The organism is Paenibacillus sp. 01L418 (assembly GCF_056400045.1).
This window is the reverse complement of record NZ_JBFTSN010000608.1, coordinates 1-3,018: the sequence shown is the minus strand read 5'-3', so window position 1 is coordinate 3,018 and position 3,018 is coordinate 1. Positions and strand designations below refer to the sequence as shown.

4 protein-coding genes are annotated in these 3,018 nt (G+C 38.4%); 1 reads left to right on the top strand and 3 read right to left on the bottom strand.

Annotated features, from left to right (window positions below):
• Window positions 1-658: Rossmann-fold NAD(P)-binding domain-containing protein (locus AC1DSE_RS33515; RefSeq protein ID WP_477528936.1), on the top strand; the 658-nt coding region annotated here is incomplete at its 5' end.
• Window positions 659-1,165: 507 nt separating this feature from the next.
• On the opposite strand, the gene AC1DSE_RS33510 is transcribed toward AC1DSE_RS33515, so the two are convergent.
• The 3 genes from AC1DSE_RS33510 to AC1DSE_RS33500 form a co-directional block, all read right to left on the bottom strand.
• Window positions 1,166-1,534 (bottom strand): DUF2625 family protein, encoded by a 369-nt coding sequence (locus tag AC1DSE_RS33510; RefSeq protein ID WP_477512019.1) that lies wholly within the window; start codon window positions 1,532-1,534, stop codon window positions 1,166-1,168.
• A complete protein-coding gene (locus AC1DSE_RS33505; RefSeq protein ID WP_477528935.1) occupies window positions 1,513-1,701 on the bottom strand; it encodes a DUF2625 family protein in 189 nt (62 codons plus the stop codon). The genes AC1DSE_RS33510 and AC1DSE_RS33505 overlap by 22 nt, the downstream gene beginning before the upstream one ends.
• Before the next feature lie 237 nt (window positions 1,702-1,938).
• Window positions 1,939-2,556: a hypothetical protein gene (locus tag AC1DSE_RS33500; protein WP_477512017.1), complete on the bottom strand. Its 618-nt coding sequence runs from the start codon at window positions 2,554-2,556 to the stop codon at window positions 1,939-1,941.
• Between the last annotated feature and the right edge of the window lie 462 nt (window positions 2,557-3,018).

The window sequence follows — 3,018 nt, the reverse complement described above, 5'->3', positions numbered from 1 at the left end:
TCTCGCCGATTATGCCTGCTTGAGACTTACTTTAGAAGAGATCAAAAGCAAGGAGCAGCGGATCGATATTTTGTTCAATAACGCCGGAGGGTCTTTTCCCGAGCTGAGCTATTCGAAACAAGGACGCGAGAAACATTATGAACTGATGACTGTCGTTCCGTATATTATTCTGATGGAATTGAAGGAACTCATTAAAATCAGTCGTTTAAAAACGGTAATCAATACCTCATCTTCAGCTCTAAAATTTACAAAAGAGTTTTCGATCGAAGACCTGGAGCATCCCAAAACCTTTCGCAAGTTGCTTGGTCCTTACGCGACCTCAAAGCTAGCTATTTCTCTGTGGACTCAGGCCATTGCACCGCAGCTCGCCAAGAATGGTATCAAGATCCGTAGCGTTGACCCAGGTAGCAACAATACACTTAGAAAAGGGAAACAATCCGGACTACCCGTTTTGGTTGAAGTATTGATGAAGCTATTTTTCTCGCCTCCTACCCTCGGTGCCAACAAGCTGTATGAAGGGGCTCTTGGTGAACACCATCATGAGAACGGCGTATTTTTGCTAAAAGGACGGGTTGCGGAATTAAAGTTTAAAGAGCAGGCGCAGAACGTTCTGGAAAGGATTCAAGCGATTTATGAACACGAATTTCTCATGTCTTGAAGCCCAGACATTGAACAGAATACTGCACTAACCTACTCTTTAGTTTAATGACAGAAGGAGCAGTTGCCGCAACGGCGAATTGCTCCCTGGATATTACACTATTGTCTCCCTTTAGTGCACTGTTTCCTTCAACTTTTGCAGCCGTTAAAAGTAAAACTTAGATACTTTCTCATGGACAATGTACTTACTTTGAATTGCGGGCTAGTCCATCGCAAAGATCACAAATAAGACACCCAACTCGTTCAGCACCTGCTTACCCCTTACCTCTTCATAGCTACAGTACTTATTAGTAAACAGATTCACTTTACTAAATTTCGTTTTTGTAAAACGTCCACTTGTCGTAAACCGGTTTTGCATTGATTATTATTTCTAACAGTTCAGCTTTCAAGAGTTCAATATTTTGCTTTTCCACGAGTATCCTGTTTCCACTCACTTTACCAAACAGTATTTTAATTTACTATACTATCCTACCCGTTAGCGTAATGAATCTCTAACAAAAAAGGTTTTTTATTCTGTGCCTAATTGCTCTCTATACTGAAAATTAAGTCCCCAAAGTTCTTCGAGTGGTACTGCTTTTTTTGAACATTTTTCAATTCCACTTTCCTTTGCTTCATTAGACCAAAGATAGGGATAAATAGAAATGCCCTGATTCCCATCTAGCGTAGGAACAATGGTTTCCCAGTTATTCCATCTAAATGGTTCGTAGAATCCCGACAAATCCCCCGTACAAGACCAATTCAGAAAATCAGTATAGCCTATCTCTAAATACTCCCACGCTAACGTATCAGGTGCAATATAAAAAATTTCTCCTTTACCTTCATCAAAGTACCCGCCGTTTAAAGCAAAAAAACCGCCTAATATATCATCGGCAACCAATAAGGCATTTTCCAACTTACAATTTTTGGTCCATGATGGATCGTTCTAGGTAAATTTTCATGACCTGAACCTAAAACGCGAAGCCATCCATTCTGAAGTAAAATACCACCAGTTGAATATGCGACCGCACCTAGCGTTGACTTAGTTGTTAATTGAAGGCGAAACAATTCTTTTTCGCCTTATTCTTTGAAAGAGGGGAGGATAACTGCTCCATTACAATTGTTAGATTCACGAATCCATTGTCTTATCATAAAAAGTGCTGATTCATCCTCAAATACAAGCTCTTTTAGCGGCTTCATGCGGTAACTCCTCATTTTAAACAGCTTATTTATTATAATAACTTTAACTGCCTTTTCCTGCACTAAACCTCCCGTTAGCTTAACAATTGAAAGACATTTTTTTTATCAATTGCCTCCAATATGAAAGACACCAATAACGGTTTTACCATCAACGTCATATAGCGGGATATCATAACCACCTGGGGGTCTACTGTTTTGTATAGCTAGAGCTTCCTCGGGTGTCTTAGGCTGCTCACCGTCTATATCTTTTTTTAGCAAATATCCCGTAGTGCCATCCACACCTGTTGCACTAATTAAATCAGGTCCCGTTTCGTAGGAAGTGGCATCTGCAGCAGAACCGTATGTCTGTCCGTTTTTATTTTTAGGATAGTTCATATTCTTAGGGCTAATATACAAAGAACCAATTATGTTTACTCCATCAACATCATACAGTGGGACATTACGACTAAGTTCACCGAGATAATCTTCTTTCAGCAAGTATCCTGCAATGCCATTCACACTTCCTGAAAAAATTAAGTCAGGTTGCATTTCAACGGAAGTGCTTTCATTGGCAGAACCGTATGTCTGTCCATTTTCATTTTCAGGATAGCTAGGAAGATTTGTGAGGCTTTGATTAATCGTGCTTTTAGCATCGCGTTGAAACGCCATAGTACCTCCCACTACGCAAATGGTTAAAACAACACCAAGAATGATTATTCTAATGTGTTTCGAGTAAACTCTCATTTTCTCACTCCTTAAAAATACTCAATTGTAAATGTATGGTAGTTAACTCAACAATTACTTATACGATACCAGTAGTTGGAAGTTGCGCTATCCTGTCCCTTGGTTTAACGCTAATTACTGGGACATCTGTACAAAAACCTTTATTCTGTATCTGTTGTCAATGTATGATTATTTCTAAATCAGAAATAAAAACAACTTCACTAATCCGGTCTTCGGATTAGTCTTAAAGGTAATCTCAACATTCATATCATTGATACTTTGTCATCTTATTACGTATTAACTATTTATTCACCTCAGCTGAAGTGAACCTTCTTTAAAATGCTTTCATGCTAGATAATCGATTTGTATGTTGCGACACAAACATGCATTAATAACGTATATCTACTTTTTACATTCTTCTCTTTTTTGTTGCAGAAAAAAACATTACCATAATATTTCAACAAAAACATTACTAAACATGTA

What these genes read in the sequence shown, in the direction of transcription:
- AC1DSE_RS33500 (WP_477512017.1), bottom strand. Translation starts at nt 2,556, where the DNA reads ATGAGAGTTTACTCGAAACACATTAGAATAATCATTCTTGGTGTTGTT.